The organism is Pseudomonas siliginis (genome assembly GCF_019145195.1).
Lineage (GTDB): Bacteria > Pseudomonadota > Gammaproteobacteria > Pseudomonadales > Pseudomonadaceae > Aquipseudomonas > Aquipseudomonas siliginis.
On sequence record NZ_JAHSTW010000003.1, the window covers coordinates 401,747 to 415,079 of the forward strand.

13 protein-coding genes and 2 tRNA genes are annotated in these 13,333 nt (G+C 58.1%); 8 read left to right on the plus strand and 7 right to left on the minus strand.

Annotated features, from left to right (window positions below):
• From KVG87_RS09185 to KVG87_RS09205, 5 genes are all read right to left on the minus strand, one after another.
• Entirely contained in the window at positions 1-1,023 is a 1,023-nt protein-coding gene (locus KVG87_RS09185; RefSeq protein ID WP_217850340.1) for an ABC transporter permease, read from the minus strand.
• Positions 1,023-2,084, minus strand: a complete 1,062-nt coding sequence (locus KVG87_RS09190; RefSeq protein ID WP_039758569.1) for a microcin C ABC transporter permease YejB — start codon at positions 2,082-2,084, stop codon at positions 1,023-1,025. The genes KVG87_RS09185 and KVG87_RS09190 overlap by 1 nt, the downstream gene beginning before the upstream one ends.
• The gene (locus KVG87_RS09195; protein WP_217850342.1) at positions 2,084-3,952 is read right to left on the minus strand and encodes an extracellular solute-binding protein; all 1,869 of its coding nucleotides are present in this window, start codon (positions 3,950-3,952) and stop codon (positions 2,084-2,086) included. The genes KVG87_RS09190 and KVG87_RS09195 overlap by 1 nt, the downstream gene beginning before the upstream one ends.
• Positions 3,953-4,083: 131 nt before the next feature.
• Positions 4,084-4,365 (minus strand): peptidylprolyl isomerase, encoded by a 282-nt coding sequence (locus KVG87_RS09200; RefSeq protein ID WP_041478733.1) that lies wholly within the window; start codon positions 4,363-4,365, stop codon positions 4,084-4,086.
• 95 nt (positions 4,366-4,460) lie between these two features.
• Positions 4,461-5,330 carry an esterase/lipase family protein gene (locus tag KVG87_RS09205; protein WP_217850476.1) on the minus strand — a complete coding sequence of 290 codons (870 nt, stop codon included), beginning with the start codon at positions 5,328-5,330 and terminating at the stop codon, positions 4,461-4,463.
• 334 nt (positions 5,331-5,664) lie between these two features.
• Here KVG87_RS09205 and KVG87_RS09210 point away from each other — a divergent pair, with 334 nt between their 5' ends.
• Positions 5,665-6,744, plus strand: coding sequence for a hypothetical protein (locus KVG87_RS09210; RefSeq protein WP_217850344.1), 1,080 nt, complete (start codon positions 5,665-5,667; stop codon positions 6,742-6,744).
• A 53-nt stretch (positions 6,745-6,797) separates the two neighbouring features.
• Here the strand turns inward: KVG87_RS09210 and KVG87_RS09215 are convergent, their stop codons facing one another.
• On the minus strand, positions 6,798-7,871 hold the full coding sequence (locus KVG87_RS09215; protein ID WP_217850345.1) for a 3-deoxy-7-phosphoheptulonate synthase: 1,074 nt from the start codon (positions 7,869-7,871) through the stop codon (positions 6,798-6,800).
• Between the two features lie 344 nt (positions 7,872-8,215).
• On the opposite strand from KVG87_RS09215, the gene KVG87_RS09220 reads away from it, so the two are divergent.
• The 7 genes from KVG87_RS09220 (at position 8,216) to KVG87_RS09250 (ending at position 12,364) form a co-directional block, all read left to right on the plus strand.
• Entirely contained in the window at positions 8,216-8,476 is a 261-nt protein-coding gene (locus KVG87_RS09220; protein WP_217850346.1) for a hypothetical protein, read from the plus strand.
• Positions 8,477-8,920 carry a GNAT family N-acetyltransferase gene (locus KVG87_RS09225; RefSeq protein WP_217850347.1) on the plus strand — a complete coding sequence of 148 codons (444 nt, stop codon included), beginning with the start codon at positions 8,477-8,479 and terminating at the stop codon, positions 8,918-8,920.
• 127 nt (positions 8,921-9,047) lie between these two features.
• Positions 9,048-9,689: a response regulator transcription factor GacA gene (gene gacA / locus KVG87_RS09230; RefSeq protein ID WP_024012761.1), complete on the plus strand. Its 642-nt coding sequence runs from the start codon at positions 9,048-9,050 to the stop codon at positions 9,687-9,689.
• 2 nt (positions 9,690-9,691) lie between these two features.
• Positions 9,692-11,515, plus strand: coding sequence for an excinuclease ABC subunit UvrC (gene uvrC, locus KVG87_RS09235; RefSeq protein ID WP_076563179.1), 1,824 nt, complete (start codon positions 9,692-9,694; stop codon positions 11,513-11,515).
• Positions 11,516-11,547: 32 nt separating this feature from the next.
• Positions 11,548-12,108, plus strand: coding sequence for a CDP-diacylglycerol--glycerol-3-phosphate 3-phosphatidyltransferase (gene pgsA / locus KVG87_RS09240; RefSeq protein ID WP_016774513.1), 561 nt, complete (start codon positions 11,548-11,550; stop codon positions 12,106-12,108).
• A gap of 60 nt (positions 12,109-12,168) precedes the next feature.
• Positions 12,169-12,244: transfer RNA gene (locus KVG87_RS09245), tRNA-Gly, on the plus strand.
• 46 nt (positions 12,245-12,290) lie between these two features.
• Positions 12,291-12,364: transfer RNA gene (locus KVG87_RS09250), tRNA-Cys, on the plus strand.
• A gap of 86 nt (positions 12,365-12,450) precedes the next feature.
• Here the strand turns inward: KVG87_RS09250 and KVG87_RS09255 are convergent.
• Positions 12,451-12,984 (minus strand): GAF domain-containing protein, encoded by a 534-nt coding sequence (locus KVG87_RS09255; RefSeq protein WP_164488345.1) that lies wholly within the window; start codon positions 12,982-12,984, stop codon positions 12,451-12,453.
• Positions 12,985-13,333: the final 349 nt, after the last annotated feature.

Here is a 13,333-nt window from a genome sequence, read left to right on the forward strand (position 1 = left end):
TCAGGATCGAGGGTCAAAAGCGTCACGTAACGCTTCGCCGATGAATACCAACAAGGAGAGGATCAGCGCCAGGGTAAAGAACGCGGTCAACCCGAGCCACGGTGCTTGCAGGTTCTGCTTGCCCTGACCGATCAGTTCACCCAGCGAGGCACTGCCGGCCGGCATGCCAAAGCCGAGGAAATCCAGCGCGGTCAGCGTTGAAATGGCACCAGTCAGAATGAACGGCAGGTAGCTCAGCGTCGCGTTCATTGCGTTGGGCAGGATGTGCCGGAAGATTACTTTACGGTCAGTCAGGCCCAGGGCGCGTGCGGCTTTGACGTATTCCAGATTGCGCCCGCGCAGGAACTCGGCGCGCACCACGTCCACCAGCGCCAACCAGGAAAACAGCGCCATGATCCCCAGCAGCCACCAGAAATTCGGCTCGACGAACCCGGAAAGGATGATCAGCAGATACAACACCGGCAGCCCCGACCAGACTTCCAGCACGCGCTGACCAAGTAGATCGACCCAGCCGCCGTAATAGCCCTGCAACGCGCCGGCGGCGATACCGATCAGCGCGCTGACAAAGGTCAGCATCAAGGCAAACAGAATCGACACCCGAGCACCAAAGATGACCCGCGCCAGCACATCCCGCGCCTGATCGTCGGTGCCCAGCCAGTTGACCGATGTTGGTGGGCTCGGCGCCGGTTTGTTCAGGTCATAGTTGGGCGTGTCGTCGCTGAACGGAATCGGCGGGAACAGCATCCAGCCGCCGTCCTTGCGAATCAGATTCTGCACGTACTCGCTGCGGTAATCGGCCTGAAACGGCAGTTGCCCGCCGAACTCCTGTTCGGTGTGGCGCTTGAACACCGGGAAGTACCACTGGCCCTGATAACTGACCATCAATGGTTTGTCGTTGGCGATCAACTCGCCACCCAGCGTCAGGATGAACAGGCCGATGAACAGCCACAGCGACCACCAGCCACGACGGTTTTTCTTGAAACGTTCGAAACGGCGACGACCCAAAGGCGAGAGCTTGAACATCAGGCATTCCTCGCGGCGAAGTCGATACGCGGGTCGACCAGGGTGTAGCAGAGGTCGCCGATCAGTTTTATCAGCAGGCCGAACAGGGTGAAGATGAACAGTGAACCGAACACCACCGGATAATCCCGCGATACCGCTGCTTCGTAACTCATGCGTCCAAGGCCATCGAGGGAGAAGATCACTTCGATCAGCAGTGAGCCGGCGAAGAACACACTGATGAACGCCTGAGGTATCCCCGAGACCACCAACAGCATGGCGTTGCGAAACACGTGTCCGTACAGCACGCGGCGTTCGCTCAAGCCTTTGGCGCGGGCGGTTACTACGTACTGTCGGGTGATTTCATTGAGGAACGAGTTTTTTGTAAGGATCGTCAGCGTCGCGAATCCACCGATTACCAGCGCCGTGACCGGCAGCACCAGATGCCAGAAGTAATCGGCGATCTTGCCCAGTGTCGACAGCGATTCGAAGTTGTCCGACACCAGCCCGCGCACCGGAAACCAGTTGAGCGAAGTGCCGCCGGCGAATACGACGATCAGGAACATCGCGAACAGAAACGCCGGCATGGCGTAACCGATGATGATCGCCGTGCTGCTCCAGATATCGAAATGGCTGCCGTGGTGCACAGCCTTGCGGATGCCCAGCGGGATCGACACCAGATAGGTGATCAGCGTCGCCCACAGCCCGAGCGAAATGGTGACCGGCATCTTTTCCAGAATCAGGTCGGTGACTGTTGCGCCACGGAAGAAGCTCTTGCCGAAGTCCAGTTGCGCGTAATTCTTCAGCATCAGCCACAGACGCTCGTGGGCCGGTTTGTCGAAGCCGTACTGCTTTTCGATATCCTTGATCAGTTGCGGGTCGAGGCCACGACTGGCGCGCGAAGCGTTGCTCGAGGTCTCGCTGGCACCGCCGCCGACACTGGCTCCGCCAATGCCTTGCAGGTGGGCGATGGCTTGTTCCACCGGCCCGCCGGGCGCGGCTTGAATGATGACGAAATTGACCAGCAGGATGATCACCAGCGTCGGAATGATCAGCAGCAGGCGCCGCAGTATGTAACCCCACATCAGTGCGGCCCTCCGGGTCTGCCGCGACTGATTTTCTCAGCGGTCATTTGCTGATTGGTCAGCGGCGTCCGGCTGATTTCCCACCAGCTCTCGATGGCTTCGTCATTGCTCGCCTGCACCGTGGGAATGCCGAAGCGGTTCCACCACACGGTCGAAGTGCCCGGCGGGTAATAGTTGGGAATCCAGTAGTAGCTCCATTGCAGCACCCGGTCCAGCGCATGGGCGTAATGCAGCATGTCCGACTGAGTAGAGGCGCGGATCAGGCCGTTGATCAAAGTGTCGACTGCCGGATTTTTCAGCACCATGTAATTGTTCGCGCCCGGATCGTTGGCCGCTGCCGAGCCGAAGTAGTTGAGCAACTCGCCGCCCGGAGAAGTAGTAACGGGGTAGCCGGTGACGATCATGTCGTAGTCGCGACTCATCAGGCGATTGACGTATTGCGAGGCGTCGATGCGACGGATATTCAGCTCGATGCCGATCTGCTTCAGCGTGCGCTTGTATGGCAACAGCAGGCGGTCCATGCCGTTCTGGCTGACCAGAAAAGTGAAGCTCAGCGGCTCGCCGGCGCCGTTGACCAGTTGATCGCCATCCGGTTTCCAGCCGGCCTGCTCGAGCAGCTGCAGGGCTTGCAACTGCTTGTCACGGATGATGCCGCTGCCGTCGGTCTTCGGCGCCTCGAAGACTTTGCTGAACACTTCCTCAGGCACCTGACCGCGCAGCGGTTCAAGAATTTCCAACTCTTTCGCATCGGGCAACTGCCGGGCGGCGAGGTCGGTGTTGGAGAAGTAGCTCTGCTGGCGGATATAGACGTTGCGCATCATCTGCCGGTTGCTCCACTCGAAATCCCAGAGCATCGCCAGAGCCTGGCGCACGCGGCGGTCCTCGAACATCGGCTTTTGCAGGTTGAACACGAAACCCTGCGCCGACTGCGGCGATTCAGTGGCCAGGTGGGCCTTCTGCAAACGGCCATCGCTGAGGGCGGGACTGTCGTAGCCGATCGAGTAGCCGGTCGCGGAAAACTCGCGGTTGTAGTCGTAGGCGCCACCACGCAGCACCTGGCGGGCGACATCGGTATCGCCGAAATACTCGATACTGAAATGGTCGAAGTTGTACAGGCCGCGGCTGACCGGCAGGTCCTTGCCCCACCAGTCGCCATTGCGTTCGAACGTGATGCTGCGCCCGGAATCGACCTTGCCAACTCGATACGGCCCGCTGCCCAGCGGCGGTTCATAACCACCCCCGCTGGCGAAATCGCGGCTCTTCCACCAGTGTTCGGGGAATACCGGCAAGGTTGCGATGTCCAGCGGCAAAGTTCGGTTTTCGTTGCTTTTGAAGTCGAAGCGCACGGTCAGCGGTGCCTCGATTTCGACGCCTTTGACGTCGGCGAACTGGGTGCGATAACGCAGGCTGCCCTGGGTCATCAGCAGGTTGTAGGTGTAGCGCACGTCTTCGGCGGTAATCGGTTTGCCATCGGCAAAGCGCGCCTTCGGGTTGATGAAGAAACGTAGCGAAAGACCGTCGTCCGAACGTTCCATCTTCTGCGCGACCAGACCGTAGACGGTGTAAGGCTCGTCGAGCGAGCGCTGGGCCAGCGGCGAATACAGCAGGCCGTCGATCTGCGTCACGCCGATGCCTTTGTCTATATAAGGCAGCAAATGGTCGAAGTGGCCGATCTCGATGGCCGAGCGCCGCATCGTCCCGCCCTTCGGCGCTTGCGGATTGGTGTAGTCGAAATGGCTGAAACCGGCGGGGTATTTGGCCGGTTCGCCGTAAACGGTCAGTGCGTGTTGCGGGGCAGCGTTCACGCCAGCGGCGCCAATGAGAAAGGCGAGGGCGGTGAGCATCAGTGTGGGAAAAACCAGTCGCATCGTCAGCCTTGGAACGCAAAATCGATAAGCGCAAGTTGTACGCGAGCCACGCGCCACTCGCCAGCCATATGTGTAACTGAAACACAACGGCCCACCAGAAGGCGGGCCGTTGTCAGCAATCGGACGACGAATCAGTCCTGACGGCTGGTGACTTCCAACAGGTGATAACCGAACTGGGTCTTCACCGGGCCTTGCACGACGTTGATCGGCGCGCTGAATACCACGGTGTCGAATTCCTTGACCATCTGGCCTGGACCGAACGAGCCCAGATCGCCGCCCTGACGGCTGGACGGGCAGGTGGAGTTGGCTTTGGCGACTTCAGCAAAATCGGCGCCGGCTTCGATCTGAGCCTTGAGTTCGTTGCACTTGTCTTCGCTGGAAACCAGGATGTGGCGGGCAGTGGCTTTGGCCATGGGGAATTCTCCGAACTGTTTCAATAAAAGGTGGAGCGTACCGGAATCAGTCGGTGAATTCTCGGCAAAGTTCCATTCTGATTCCCTGACTCTACTCAAAGATCCGCCGCACGCAGGCGCTGGGCATGCTCGACGTACAGCTCGATAGGGTCCGGCGAAGACGCGTTTACGCCCGGGCTGCGCCGCAAACTAGCCAAGTGATCCATTGGATAATCAGAGCGGATCACTTGGCCGAGATGGCTACTGAAGCGTCCGACGAAACCGTCATTCTGCTGGGGTTCGGTGGTGAAATATTGCGACAGGACCCGGCAGGTTGCTTGAACCGGATCCAGCACTGGCAGCCTGGTTTGCGCAACAACCCCGCTCCACGAGTAATAGCGCACGCCGTTGACTTGCTCAGGACCTTGCCCGCCCCAGGTTTGCGGCAGCCCTTGGGGAAATTTGTCATTGAATTGACCGACGCCGACCGTGGTCAATGCGTTGAGTGCGGCTAACGCATTCTGCGGCAATGTCACGCTGCCGCTCAGTAGCGACAGCAAGTCAGCAAATTGCGTCGCCACGTTCTGTGCGACGGCTTCGGGAAGCTTGCCTGGAATCAGTGCCCTGCGCAGGAAGTCGGCGAGCTCCGAGCCATGGTTCGGGCCACTGACGGAGGTGACCGAAGCGACGACGTCTGGTGCAAGCGCCGCGGCATAGCGTGCAGCGAGTGCGCCTTGACTGTGTCCTATGAGGTTGACTTTCTTCGCGCCTGTGCCTCGCAGCACGCAAGCAATCTGTGACAGCAATTGCTCGCCCCGCTTTTCATTGTCGTGGGTGGCCGAAAGGTGTGGAACAAACAATCGACAGCCGGCTGTTTTAAGCGCGGACTTGACGTCATGGAACAGCTCGAAATGACCGATATGCTCGAACCCGAACAGACCGTGGACCAACAGGATGGGATAACGAGTTGTAGCATTCCGTTGCATGTTCTTACCTTTTTCGTAGAAGTTCATCGGGAAATCACCGGGCCACTCTAAAACACTCATCCCGTTGAAGAAGTACGAAGAGGCTTCACATTGCGTTTGAAAATGGACTACGAGGCGTACGAAATTTCGGAGAGCTGTGAAATCCGAATCGGAAGTTCAGTGGGTCGTTTGTCGGCATAACCGCGTGACCTCTGCTGTTGCCTACTTTGCGAGTAGCGGTTACGCCGTTGTCGCGGTGGATTCGGCTGACATCCGGAACGTTCAAAGAGGTCCTCAATGTAGATGTCAGTGTCGTCATTCGGGGCGGCACGTTTTCCAGGGAGTGGAAGCGAAAATGAATAGCCATGAAATCGAGTTTTGCTGGCGGATGCGCCAGCCGATGGTTGCCGAAGCGTCTATCGAACCTCTGGTCGCGCCAACGATTGACGGGCTCCAAGGGAGCGTGTTGGATCCTTCGCTGGCCAAGGCCGTCGTTCGCATTTTCCCTTATGCCAACATGAGCTGCGGCGATCAGTTGGTGCTGTACTGGGAGGGGCTGGATATCGAAGGCTTTGCCTATCAATACGAGAGCGTTCGATTCATCAGCCAGGCCCAGGTTGGCAAAGACGTCATCTTCGTCATCAAGGCGATGCATGTCGCTGCACTGGACGGGGGTTCGCTTGAGGTTTACTGGGCACTTCAAAGTGCGTCCGCACCCAAGGCAGTAGAATCTGCTCGCCTGCAACTGTCTGTCGGGGATGTTGGACCGCATCTGTTGGCGCCGCAGATAGACGGCGCTGTAAACGGAGCACTGGAGCCGTCGCGAGTGGCCGAGGGCACTCTGGTGACTCTGCAGCCTTACGCTCGAATGTCGGCGGGCGACCGGATCATGCTGTCGTGGCATGGAGATGCTTCGCCCGAAATATTCATCGACTCGTTGAAAGTCGAGGCCTACGCCGTCGCGCAAAGTCTGTCGTTCTGGGTGCCGGGCAGCTACATCGAGGCGCATCGCGGCGGCGAGGTGGTGGTCGCCTACCGTGTTGAACAATGCAGTGGAACGATCCGAACGTCGGAGCCTGCGACGATTTTCATTGGGCCGGCAGTGCGTGCTGAACTGGCCGCGCCAGATATTGTTGGGGCGATCGATGATGTGCTGTCGGTGAAGGACTCGATAGAGGGGGTTTCCATTCTGATTGAAGACCCGCTGGTGCAGGAAGACGAGTTGGTCTATCTCAAGTGCGATGGTGATTTTTTCAGTCATCGCGATGATCTTGAAATCACTCGGGAGACGGCCGGGCAACCGGTGAGTTTCATTGTTCCCCATCGGTTCTGGCGCGAGCACCACGGCACGACGGTGGAGATTGCCTACACCATCGAACGTCTGGACGATACCAGTCAGCAATCTGCCGTGAGGCGGATCAGCGTCGTTGCCTAGACCGGGGCGATGAGCCCTCCGCGCTCTTGATAGAGCGGGAGGGCAATCTGCGATCAGGCTCTGGCTTGTGCCAGGCGCGTAGCAGCGTCGGTCAGCAATTGTTCCGTTGCGCTGAAGCCGAGGCAGCCGTCGGTGATCGATACGCCGTAGCGCAGAGAGCTGCTCAGCGGCTGGCAGCCTTCGAACAGATGGGATTCGAGCATCATGCCAATCAGCGCATGGTTACCATGCAAGCGTTGTTCAAGCACATCGTTGAACACGGCTGGCTGACGCAGTGGATCCTTGCCGCTGTTGGCATGGCTGCAATCGACCATGATCCGGCTGGGGATCTTCAGGCGGCTGAGCTCGGCGCTGATGTTGGCTACGCTGGTTGCATCGTAGTTCGGCCCTTGATGGCCACCGCGCAGCACAATGTGGGTGTCAGCGTTGCCGGCTGTCTGCACGATCGCCGGATGTCCTTGGCTGTCCACGCCGAAGTGCCGATGCGGATGGGCTGCCGAGCGCATGGCGTCGACAGCAATGGCGGCGCCGCCGTCGGTGCCGTTCTTGAAGCCCACCGGCATGTTCAGGCCGCTGGCCATTTCGCGGTGGATTTGCGATTCGGTGGTGCGGGCACCAATGGCCACCCAGCTCAGCAGGTCATCAAAGTAGCTGGCGGCCATGGGTTGCAGGAGTTCGGTAGCGACCGGTAGTCCGAGCTGGATCATTTCCAGCATCAGTTCGCGCGACAGCGTCAGGCCGGTAGCCATGTCGTCAGTGCCGTCCAGATGCGGATCGTAGGCCAGACCTTTCCAGCCGACCGTCGTACGCGGCTTTTCGACGTAGGCGCGCATCACCAGCAGCATTTCACTGCTGACATCCTCGGCCAGACGAGCGAGTTTGCTGGCGTACTCAATCGCTGATTGCGGGTCATGGATAGAGCAGGGGCCAATGATGACCAGCAGGCGTGGGTCTTCACCGTTAAGGATGGCGCGCACCGCCTGGCGATGAGTGTTGACCTGTTGATGCAGGGAATGGCTGAGTGGCAATTGCTGTTTGAGCTGCAACGAGCTGGGCAGACGCAGGGTCAGCGCCTCGTTGGCAGAATCGATTGTGGACAGCGGCAAAGCGGAAACTGAAGAGTTCATGTTCGGTCTTCCTGGGCGGATGGCGGGTCTTTCCCGCGCAATCGGCCCTACTGGGGTGTTCGACAAATGGCCGTACTGACTAGGCATGTGTGTTTGCCACCTGTGGGTGACCGATCGGAGGCGGCAGGCTGTCCCGAGCGGAGGCTGGTAAATCGCCAGGCGCTGAAGCTGTCGTAACGGTAATAAGTGGCGTAGTTCATGGTGTATTCCTCAAAATGTGGTGTGTCGCTGAAAGTGATGGGCCTGAAAAAACAAAACCCCCGGTCGGGAGGCCGACCGGGGGTTGAGAAATCTCTGGTAGGCGACCCGTTATCATGGGCGCCGTTTGGGTATCAGGCGCGCCAGTGGCTAAACCAATACCCAAAATAAAAATTGTCTGGAGCGCAAGTGTGATTCACCCGGGCAGCCGCAACCGAGCGCAGGGCGCTGGTGGTGCAAGACTGTGGAAGGGTGTTGAACATGCGCTGTCTCCGTTGAATGCGCCGAGCTTACTCGACGCTGATACGCATCAGCAATCAGAAAATGCTATTGCCCGCCGCTCAAAACGCCTATCACTGGCAAACCATGCGGGTGAAGGGCAACTTTGCAGTCATGGAGAAAGCTGAATGAGTTATCGAATCCGGCATGCCACCCGTGATGATCTTGCTTTTGCGCGGGATCTGACCTGTCGCAACATGCTGCGCTATTACATTGACCACGACCTGTTGTGGCAGGACGAGGCGTTCGACGCAGGCTGGCAGTATCGTGACAACTGGATGATCCTTCAGGATGAACTGCTGATCGGCTTTGTCAGTCTGAGCCAGGATGCGCGAGCGCTGTACATACGCGAATTGCAGATTGATCATCCGTGGCAAGGGCAGGGCGCCGGTTCCTGGGCCATTGATCAGGTTATCCAGATGGCTCGTCAGGCAAGGCGACCGGCACTGCGGCTGACAGTGTTTGACAATAACCCGGCACAAGAACTGTATGCACGCAAAGGACTGCGCATGGTGGGCAGGGATGAGTGTTTCCTCAGGATGCAACTCGATTTGAGTACAGCTGTGCTCTGAAACCCACGGCCGGCAAGCCCTGAATGATGAATTGAAACTTTTTAAATGCGGCTTTCCGCTAGGTCTGTCTGGCACTTTTTGCTAAGGTGTCCGGCATCCCAATAAGACCATATCGCGAGGTGTCTGCTTGATTAGGGTGCTAGTGGTCGACGACCATGATCTCGTTCGCACAGGCATTACACGAATGCTGGCCGATATCGATGGCCTGCAAGTGGTGGGTCAGGCCGAGTCAGGTGAAGAGTCCCTGATCAAGGCCCGTGAATTGAAGCCTGACGTAGTGCTCATGGACGTCAAGATGCCCGGCATTGGCGGCCTCGAAGCCACGCGGAAGCTGCTGCGCAGCCACCCGGACATCAAGGTGGTTGCCGTTACGGTGTGCGAGGAAGACCCTTTCCCGACGCGTTTGCTGCAGGCCGGGGCGGCTGGTTATCTGACCAAGGGCGCGGGTCTGCCGGAAATGGTTCAGGCCATTCGTCTGGTCTTCGCCGGGCAGCGCTACATCAGTCCGCAGATCGCTCAGCAGTTGGCAATCAAATCATTCCAGCCCACCAATGATTCGCCGTTCGATGCGTTGTCCGAGCGGGAAATCCAGATTGCGTTGATGATTGTCGGTTGCCAGAAGGTCCAGATCATTTCCGACAAGTTGTGCCTGTCGCCGAAAACCGTGAATACCTACCGCTACCGCATTTTCGAGAAGCTTTCGATCAGCAGCGACGTCGAGTTGACACTGCTCGCGGTGCGTCACGGCATGGTGGATGCCAGCGCCTGACCATGACCGAGACATTTGATTCCAGTGCTTTCCTGTCGACCGTCAGCGGTCGGCCCGGCGTCTATCGCATGTTCGACAGCGAAGCGCGCCTGCTCTATGTCGGCAAAGCGAAAAACCTGAAGAAACGTCTGGCGAGCTACTTTCGCAAGACCGGGCTGGCGCCGAAGACGGCTGCACTGGTCGGCCGTATCGCTCAGGTCGAGACGACCATCACCGCCAACGAAACCGAAGCGCTGCTGCTGGAACAGACGCTGATCAAGGAGTGGCGTCCGCCGTACAACATCCTGCTGCGCGACGATAAATCCTATCCGTATGTGTTTCTCTCCGACGGACAGTTTCCGCGCCTGAGCATCCATCGCGGGGCAAAAAAGGCCAAGGGCAAGTATTTCGGCCCATATCCGAGTGCCGGTGCCATACGCGAAAGCCTGAGCATCCTGCAAAAAACCTTTTTCGTTCGCCAGTGCGAAGACAGCTATTACAGGAACCGTACCCGTCCGTGCCTGCAATACCAGATCAAACGCTGCAAGGCGCCGTGCGTGGGGTTGGTCGAGCCTGACGTCTACGCCGAAGACGTGCGCCACTCGGTGATGTTCCTCGAAGGTCGCAGCCATGCGCTGACCAACGAGCTGTCCACCGCGATGGAAGAGGCAGCGATCAATCTCGAATTTGAACGCGCGGCCGAATTGCGCGACCAGATCGCTTTGCTGCGCCGCGTGCAGGACCAGCAGAGCATGGAAGGCGGAACCGGCGATATCGACGTTATTGCCGCATTCGTCAACCCCGGCGGCGCCTGCGTCCACCTGATCAGCGTGCGCGGCGGGCGAGTGCTGGGCAGCAAGAATTTCTTCCCGCAGGTCGGCATCGAGGAAGATGTTTCCGAAGTCATGGCGGCGTTTCTCGGCCAGTACTACATCAGCAGCCCCGAGCGGGATTTGCCGAGCGAACTGATCGTCAACGTGGTTCATGAAGATTTCCCAGCGCTGATCGAAGGGATTCATACCTTGCGCGGCCGCGAATTGGCCATCAGTCACCGGGTGCGCGGTACCCGTGCGCGCTGGCAGCAACTGGCAGTGACCAACGCTGAGCAAGCCTTGGGCGCGCGTCTGGCCAACCGTCAGCACACCGCCGCGCGATTCGACGCGCTGGCCGAAGTGCTGAATCTGGATGAGCCGCCGCAACGCCTGGAATGCTATGACATCAGTCATTCCAGCGGCGAAGCCACTGTGGCCTCGTGCGTGGTGTTCGGGCCGGAAGGCGCGATCAAGTCGGATTACCGCCGCTACAACATCGAAGGCGTCACCGCCGGCGACGATTACGCGGCCATGCACCAGGCACTGACCCGCCGGTTCAGCAAACTCAAGGACGGCGAGGGCAAGTTGCCGGACATCCTGCTGGTCGACGGTGGCAAGGGTCAATTGTCGATGGCCCGTGATGTGCTCAACGAATTGGCCGTGCCGGATCTGATCCTGTTGGGCGTCGCCAAAGGCGCCACGCGCAAGGCCGGTTTCGAAACGTTGTATCTGAATGATGCAGCGCACGAGTTCACCTTGCGCGGCGATTCGCCCGCGTTGCACCTGATTCAGCAGATCCGCGATGAGGCGCACCGCTTCGCAATCACGGGCCATCGCGCCCGTCGCGGCAAGACCCGCCGAACCTCAACGCTGGAAGGCGTGGCAGGTGTAGGGCCGACCCGCCGCCGTGACCTGTTGAAACATTTTGGTGGATTGCAGGAGCTGTCTCGTGCAAGCATCGAAGAGATCGCCAAAGCCCCGGGGATCAGTAAAAAGCTCGCTGAGTCGATTTATGCGAACCTGCATAGTGAGTAGAATGCCCCTTCACCTCGTAGCCAGTTGTGCCGATGAATATCCCTAATCTGATTACCGTTCTACGCGTCCTGCTCATCCCGATCTTTATTTTGCTGTTCTATCTGCCCTACGAATGGAGTTACATGGCCTCCGCTTCGGTGTTCGCCTTCGCGGCCGCAACGGACTGGCTCGATGGTTATCTGGCGCGCCGACTGGAGCAAAGCACACCGTTCGGGGCCTTCCTCGATCCGGTCGCCGACAAGCTGATGGTCGCTGTTGCCCTGGTCTTGCTGGTACAGGAACACGGCAATCTCTGGCTCACGCTGCCAGCGGCGGTCATCATCGGTCGCGAGATCGTGATTTCGGCCCTGCGCGAATGGATGGCCGAACTCGGCGCACGAGCGCAGGTGGCCGTTTCCAATCTCGGCAAATGGAAAACCGCTGCGCAGATGCTCGCGCTGGTGATTCTGCTGGCTCATCCAAAGGCCTTCAGCTTCTGGGTTGTGCTCGGTTATACGCTGCTGATCGTATCGGCAGGGCTGACCCTGTGGTCGATGGTTCAGTACCTTCGCGCCGCCTGGCCGCACCTGAAGACCGATGTCGAAAAGAAATAAAAGTTTTTTGAATCAAGGGGTTGACGGGGCATCTTAATTCTATAGAATGCGCCACACCAAGCGGGAATAGCTCAGTTGGTAGAGCACGACCTTGCCAAGGTCGGGGTCGCGAGTTCGAGTCTCGTTTCCCGCTCCAATTTGTACAGTGTTTGTTGTTGCGCTACTGACAGCAAATACTTTGAGGCCGAGTAGCAAAATGGTTATGCAGTGGATTGCAAATCCACCTACGCCGGTTCGATTCCGACCTCGGCCTCCACTATCAAAAACCCCGTAGATCAATGATCTACGGGGTTTTTTGTTGCTTGTGGAAAAAGTGTGGTTTTCCGCATCGTTTGTGTAGGGTCACTCAGTCAGACACGCTCCGGTCTTGATATGGCTGGCGCCTTCCACCGTCAGATTCGAGAAAAAGATGCAGCCAATAAGGCGTGCGAATAACGTCAGTGTGTCCGCAAGATCCGGGTTATCAAACAGAACGGCCCTTGAATCCAGAGCACAGAGGGCACCCCAGAGTCTTCCGTCCGGCAGGAAAACAGGCGCGCCTGCGTAGCTTTCAATTGAATACTGCTTCACCACAGGACGTGACGAAAGTCGTCCATCCTTGCTGATTTGTGGAAGGAAGAGGGCTTGAGGATTTCGTCGAAACTCACTGCAGAGCGTAGTTTCCAGATCCAGCGTATCGCCTACGTTTATTCCCAGTTCAATCGGATCGTATGCCGAACAGACGATCCATTCCGTTTCCGTGAATTTTGCGATTCCGGCAAAGCGTGTACCGGTCAGACGGGTGACAAGCTGCAGGATATTGGTGGTCGCTTCGATCTCGGCGATCGCCGAGCGCTCCTCTTGGCTTAAAGACGCTTTTAGAACGGTGTCACTCATTTGCATGGAATCAAATCTCCTGATTGCTTGTACATCCCTGAGCTCTGCTCTGGTGACGTTCTGTGCGGCGTGATCGTGGTTGAAGGGGGGCGTGCTGATACCCTTTGATTATTGACTTCGGCGCCAACCTTTAGCGTAGACATCCCGTCCAGAATTGGGTTTCCTGCTCATAATCTCAATCGATGAAACATCTGTCACCCGTGCAGCTAAGGTGATAGTGAGCATCTGAATCTTTTGAGTTTATCGCCCCAATTTCCAGTCTGGTTGCTGCGATTTGCCACTAACCTCGGCCTCTACTTCAAGCAAACTCCGTAGCTCCCTGATTTCTGAGGCTTTTTGATTTTCCGCG

What these genes read in the sequence shown, in the direction of transcription:
- uvrC (WP_076563179.1), top strand. Translation starts at nt 9,692, where the DNA reads ATGACCGAGACATTTGATTCCAGTGCTTTCCTGTCGACCGTCAGCGGT.
- KVG87_RS09190 (WP_039758569.1), bottom strand. Translation starts at nt 2,084, where the DNA reads ATGTGGGGTTACATACTGCGGCGCCTGCTGCTGATCATTCCGACGCTG.
- KVG87_RS09210 (WP_217850344.1), top strand. Translation starts at nt 5,665, where the DNA reads ATGAATAGCCATGAAATCGAGTTTTGCTGGCGGATGCGCCAGCCGATG.
- KVG87_RS09205 (WP_217850476.1), bottom strand. Translation starts at nt 5,330, where the DNA reads ATGCAACGGAATGCTACAACTCGTTATCCCATCCTGTTGGTCCACGGT.
- pgsA (WP_016774513.1), top strand. Translation starts at nt 11,548, where the DNA reads ATGAATATCCCTAATCTGATTACCGTTCTACGCGTCCTGCTCATCCCG.
- KVG87_RS09255 (WP_164488345.1), bottom strand. Translation starts at nt 12,984, where the DNA reads ATGAGTGACACCGTTCTAAAAGCGTCTTTAAGCCAAGAGGAGCGCTCG.
- KVG87_RS09185 (WP_217850340.1), bottom strand. Translation starts at nt 1,023, where the DNA reads ATGTTCAAGCTCTCGCCTTTGGGTCGTCGCCGTTTCGAACGTTTCAAG.
- KVG87_RS09200 (WP_041478733.1), bottom strand. Translation starts at nt 4,365, where the DNA reads ATGGCCAAAGCCACTGCCCGCCACATCCTGGTTTCCAGCGAAGACAAG.
- KVG87_RS09195 (WP_217850342.1), bottom strand. Translation starts at nt 3,952, where the DNA reads ATGCGACTGGTTTTTCCCACACTGATGCTCACCGCCCTCGCCTTTCTC.
- KVG87_RS09215 (WP_217850345.1), bottom strand. Translation starts at nt 7,871, where the DNA reads ATGAACTCTTCAGTTTCCGCTTTGCCGCTGTCCACAATCGATTCTGCC.
- KVG87_RS09225 (WP_217850347.1), top strand. Translation starts at nt 8,477, where the DNA reads ATGAGTTATCGAATCCGGCATGCCACCCGTGATGATCTTGCTTTTGCG.